General features: G+C 66.7%; 3 protein-coding genes and 1 pseudogene. 3 read left to right on the top strand and 1 reads right to left on the bottom strand.

Annotated elements, in window-relative coordinates; genetic code table 11:
• Positions 1-191: pseudogene (locus VML93_RS26685) on the bottom strand (serine/threonine protein kinase); the annotation flags it as partial.
• Between the two features lie 206 nt (positions 192-397).
• Between VML93_RS26685 and typA the strand changes: the two are divergent.
• The 3 genes from typA to VML93_RS26670 form a co-directional block, all read left to right on the top strand.
• The gene (gene typA / locus VML93_RS26680; RefSeq protein ID WP_325615270.1) at positions 398-2,284 is read left to right on the top strand and encodes a translational GTPase TypA; all 1,887 of its coding nucleotides are present in this window, start codon (positions 398-400) and stop codon (positions 2,282-2,284) included.
• A gap of 38 nt (positions 2,285-2,322) precedes the next feature.
• Entirely contained in the window at positions 2,323-4,215 is a 1,893-nt protein-coding gene (locus VML93_RS26675) for an ABC transporter family substrate-binding protein (RefSeq protein WP_325615271.1), read from the top strand.
• Between the two features lie 172 nt (positions 4,216-4,387).
• Positions 4,388-5,348 (top strand): PE family protein (locus VML93_RS26670; protein WP_325615269.1); only part of this gene is annotated, 961 nt, incomplete at its 3' end.

The following is a 5,348-nucleotide window of genomic DNA, read 5'->3' as shown; positions in this document are numbered from 1 at the left end:
AGCCTGGCGGCGACCTGGGCCTCGCGGCGGAATCGTTCCCGGTAGCCGGCCAGCGTGCTCATCTCCGGCGGCAGCACCTTGACGGCCACGTCACGGCCGATCACGGTGTCGTGGGCCTTGAACACCTGGCCCATGCCACCTTCGCCGATCAGCTCGACCAGCCGGTAGCGACCGAACGAGACCTCATCCACGGGCTGCACCCCCGGTCATGGCGGCGATGTTACCTCCAACAATGTCAGCGGGCCGTGAGACTGCGGTGAGGGCATCGAAACTGCGCTCAGGGCTAGCTTCAGCGCCCCACGGCAGCCCTGAGCGCAGTCTCGGCGCGTCCAGACGCCAGCAAACTTCTCCGTGAGTCCAGTTCGCTATCCGGGGTCGCCGCTGCCACAATCACGGCGTGCCATTCCGCAATGTCGCCATCGTCGCGCACGTCGACCATGGCAAGACCACGCTGGTCGACGCGATGTTGCGGCAATCGGGCGCCCTGCACGAACGCGGTGACTTACAGGACCGCGTGATGGACACCGGCGACCTGGAACGTGAGAAGGGCATCACGATCCTGGCAAAGAACACCGCCGTGCACCGCCACCACCCCGACGGGACCGTCACAGTAATCAATGTCATCGACACCCCCGGCCACGCCGACTTCGGGGGCGAGGTGGAGCGCGGGCTGTCCATGGTGGACGGGGTGCTGTTGCTGGTCGACGCCTCCGAAGGCCCGCTGCCGCAGACGCGGTTCGTGCTGCGCAAGGCGCTGACCGCTCATTTGCCGGTGATTCTCGTCGTCAACAAGACCGACCGGCCCGACGCGCGCATCACCGAGGTGGTCGACGCCAGCCACGACCTGTTGCTCGACGTCGCGTCGGATCTCGACGACGAAGCCGCGAAGGCCGCCGAACACGCACTCGGGCTGCCGACGCTGTACGCATCCGGACGGGCCGGCATTGCGAGCACCGAACAGCCCGCGGACGGCGAAATGCCCGCGGGTGACAACCTCGACCCGCTGTTCGACGTCTTGATGGAGCACATCCCGCCGCCGGTTGGGGATCCCGAGGCGCCGCTGCAGGCCCTGGTGACCAACCTGGACGCGTCGGCCTTTCTCGGGCGGCTCGCTCTGATCCGTATCTATAAGGGCAAGCTACGCAAGGGTCAGCAGGTGGCGTGGATGCGGGAGGTGGATGGGCTGCCCGTCATCACCAGCGCAAAGATCACCGAGTTGCTGGCCACCGAGGGCGTGGACCGCACTGCCACCGATGAGGCGATCGCCGGCGATATCGTCGCGGTGGCCGGGCTGCCCGAGATCATGATCGGCGACACGCTGGCCGATCCCGACCATGCGCACGCGCTGCCGCGCATCACCGTCGACGAGCCGGCCATCTCGGTGACGATCGGCACCAACACGTCTCCGCTGGCCGGCAAGGTGTCCGGACACAAGCTGACCGCACGCATGGTCCGCACCCGCCTGGATACCGAGCTGGTCGGCAACGTCTCGATCCGGGTGCTCGACATCGACCGGCCCGACGCGTGGGAGGTGCAGGGCCGGGGCGAGTTGGCGCTCGCGGTGCTCGTCGAGACGATGCGCCGGGAAGGGTTCGAGCTCACGGTCGGCAAGCCGCAGGTGGTGACCAAGACGATCGACGGTCAGCTGCACGAGCCGTTCGAAGCGATGACCATCGACTCCCCCGAGGAATTCGTCGGGGCGATCACCCAGTTGATGGCCGCCCGCAAGGGCCGCATGGAGGAGATGACCAACCACGCCGCCGGCTGGGTCCGGATGGATTTCATCGTCCCCAGCCGCGGCCTGATCGGCTTCCGCACCGACTTCCTCACCCTGACTCGCGGCACCGGCATCGCCAACGCGGTGTTCGACGGCTACCGGCCGTGGGCGGGGGAGATCCGCGCCCGCCACACCGGGTCGCTGGTCTCCGACCGGTCCGGCACCATCACGCCGTTCGCGCTGCTCCAGCTCGCCGACAGGGGACAGTTCTTCGTCGACCCCGGCCAGGACACGTACGAGGGCATGGTCGTCGGAATCAACCCGCGCCCCGAAGATCTCGACATTAATGTCACCCGCGAGAAGAAGCTGACTAACATGCGGTCCTCGACCGCCGATGTCATTGAGACGTTAGCCAAGCCACTCGAACTCGACCTGGAGCGTGCGATGGAGTTCTGCTCGCCGGACGAATGCGTCGAGGTGACTCCGGAGATCGTGCGGGTCCGCAAGGTCGAGCTGGACGCGACGACCCGGGCTCGTAGCCGCGCACGTGCAAAGGCCCGGGGTTAGCTGTGCTGACCCGCATGACGCGCGCGCTCGATACCCTGATGGGCGTGCTGCACCGGGCGCGCCACGTCCTTGTGCTGATCGGCGTGGTGATCTCGCTAGTGGGTCTCGGTCTGGCGGCGTGTACCGTCAACCCGCCGCCCGCGCCGCAAAGTACGGACACGCCACACAACTCGGCGCCGCCGCCGCAGCGCCCGATCCAGATCATCATGGGTATCGACTCGATCGGCGCAGGGTTCAACCCGCATCTGCTGTCCGACCTGTCGCCGGTCAACGCGGCGATCAGCGCCCTGGTGTTGCCGAGCGCGTTTCGGCCGGTGCCCGACCCCGGCGCGCCGACGGGTTCGCGTTGGGAGCTGGACCCGACCCTGCTGGTGTCCGCCGACGTGACCAATCAGAACCCGTTCACCGTGACCTACAAAATCCGGCCCGAGGCGCAATGGACGGACAACGCCCCGATCGGCGCCGACGACTTCTGGTACCTGTGGCGGCAGATGGCCAGCCAGCCGGGGGTCGTCGATCCGGCCGGCTACCAACTGATCACCGGTGTGCAGTCGTTCGAGGGTGGCAAACAGGCCGTCGTCACCTTCGCGCAACCGTATCCGGCCTGGCGGGAGTTGTTCAGCAACATCCTGCCCGCGCACATCGTCAAGGACGTGCCGGGCGGTTTCGCGGCCGGGCTGGCCCGGGCCCTGCCCGTCACCGGTGGGCAGTTCCGGGTGGAGAACATCGACCCCCAGCGCGACGAAATCCTGATCGCCCGCAACGACCGCTACTGGGGGCCACCGGCCAAACCCGCGCTGATCCTGTTCCGCCGTGCCGGGGCGCCGGCCGCCCTGGCCGATTCGGTGCGCAACGGCGATACTCAAGTGGCCCAAGTACACGGCGGCTCAGCGGCTTTCGCGCAGCTGTCCGCCATTCCCGACGTCCGCACCGCCCGCCTGGTGGCGCCGCGAGTCATGCAGCTCACGCTGCGCGCCAACAAACCCAAGCTGACCGACCCCCAGGTCCGCAAAGCGATCTTGGGGTTGCTCGACGTCAACCTGCTGGCCGCGGTGGGCGCCGGCAGCGACAACACCGTGACACTGGCCCAGGCCCAGATTCGCTCGCCGAGTGACCCCGGTTACGAGCCGACCGCGCCGCCCGCACTGTCCAGACAAGCGGCCCTGGCTTTGTTCACCGCGGCCGGATACGAGGTCGAGGCCAACAACACGGCCACGCCGGCTCCCGCGTCGACCACGCCGGCCCCCACCGGGCCGACGGAAGTGATCCACGGCCGGATCAGCAGGGACGGCCAACAGCTGTCGCTGGTCATCGGGGTGGCGGCCAATGACCCGACGTCGGTCGCGGTGGCCAACACCGCCGCTGACCAGTTACGTAGCGCCGGTATCGCCGCGTCCGTGCTGGCCTTGGACCCGGTGACGCTGTATCGGGATGCGCTGAACGACAACCGGGTGGACGCCATCGTCGGCTGGCACCAGGCCGGCGGGAACCTGGCCACGTTGCTGGCCTCCCGGTACGGTTGCCCAGCGCTGCAGTCGACACAGGTGTCGACGCCCAACGCACCGACGACTAACCCCTCTGACCCTCCCGGGCCCAAGCCCTCTGCCGGGTCCGCGACCACCTCGACACCGACGTCGACCAGCCGCCCACCCGAGCCCGGCGCGCTGGTGCGGGCGCCGTCGAACCTGACCGGAACCTGCGACCACAGCATCCAACCGAACATCGAAGCGGCGCTCAACGGCACCAAGACCATCAACGACGTGATCGCCGCGGTCGAAGCGCGCCTGTGGAACATGTCGACCGTGCTGCCGATCCTGCAGGACACGACGATCGTCGCGGCGGGCCCGAGTGTGCAGAACGTCAGCCTGTCCGGTGCGGTACCGGTTGGCATCGTCGGCGACGCCGGACGCTGGGTCAAAACCGGCCCATAGGGCGCCCAAAATAAATACAACACCGAATAAATACAAAGCGCCTAATATTCACAAAGAAATTCCCTGAAAAGCGCACAAGTTCAACGCGTCACCGCGATACGATCCGCTCGTCGCGAGATAGCTTCCACGAAGCTAGGGAGAGGCCGACGTTCCTGTCCGGGGAGGTAAACAGATGTCCTTTCTGACCACTGTTCCGCAGGTAATCACAAACGCCGCAAATGATTTGGCAAGTCTTGGTTCGACGATCAGTGAAGCGAACGCAGCCGCGTCGGGCGCGACGACCGGGTTGCTGCCGGCCGCCGCCGATGAGGTATCGGAGGCGATCGCCGCATTGTTCACCGGGCACGGCCAGACGTATCAGGCGCTCGGTGCTGAGGTGGCGCAATTCCACGATCAGTTTGTTCAGCTGATGAGCGGGAGCGCCTTGCAGTACGCCACTGCTGAGGCCGCCAACGCCTCGCCGTTGCAGGGCTTGGGCGCGGCGATAGTGAAGCAGGATCCGTTGTGGCGGCTGGAGAAGGCAGAGCTGGGTGTTGAGGGCGGTCTGGTCAGCCGCGAGACGGCGCTCAACCAGGCTCTGGTGTCCGGCGAGGCGGGGCTGGAGGGGGCTCTCGGCGCCAACACCGCGTTGGGTGGCGCGGTGAACCGCGGGTTCAACGTCTTCAACCTGGGGCTGGGCACTGGTGAGCAGGGCTTCAACAATGTGGTGGGTGCTCAGATGCCAGCCGGATTCACTTCGCAACTGCTGCTGGGTAATTCCGGCCTGCCCTTCAACAGCGGCAAGATCGGTGGGCTGGAAGGCATTGTCGATCAGGGCTTGCGCGCGGGCACCGATGCCGCCGGTCTGACGACCGACAACGCTGTGCTGCGTCGTTTCTTGGCTGGTGTGACGGTGAATCCGGTGGGCGGTTTTGAGTCGCGCCTGGAGTCCGCCGAGCTGACGTTCAATGACGGTCTGGTGGGTCGTGAGGTGGCGTTCAACAACTCGCTGCTGAGCGGCGAGGTGGGGTTGGAGGAGCAGATCTTCCACACCGACAGTGCGCTCAACGGTGTGCCCAACCGGCTGTTCAACGTGTTCAACACCGGGTTGGGCACTGCTGAGCAGGGCTTCAACGGAATGCTGGGCGCCGAGA

The sequence above is a fragment of the Mycobacterium sp. genome (assembly GCF_035499775.1).
GTDB lineage: Bacteria > Actinomycetota > Actinomycetes > Mycobacteriales > Mycobacteriaceae > Mycobacterium.
Note: the sequence above shows the minus strand (reverse complement) of the source record. Positions and strands in the feature narration are given on the sequence as shown.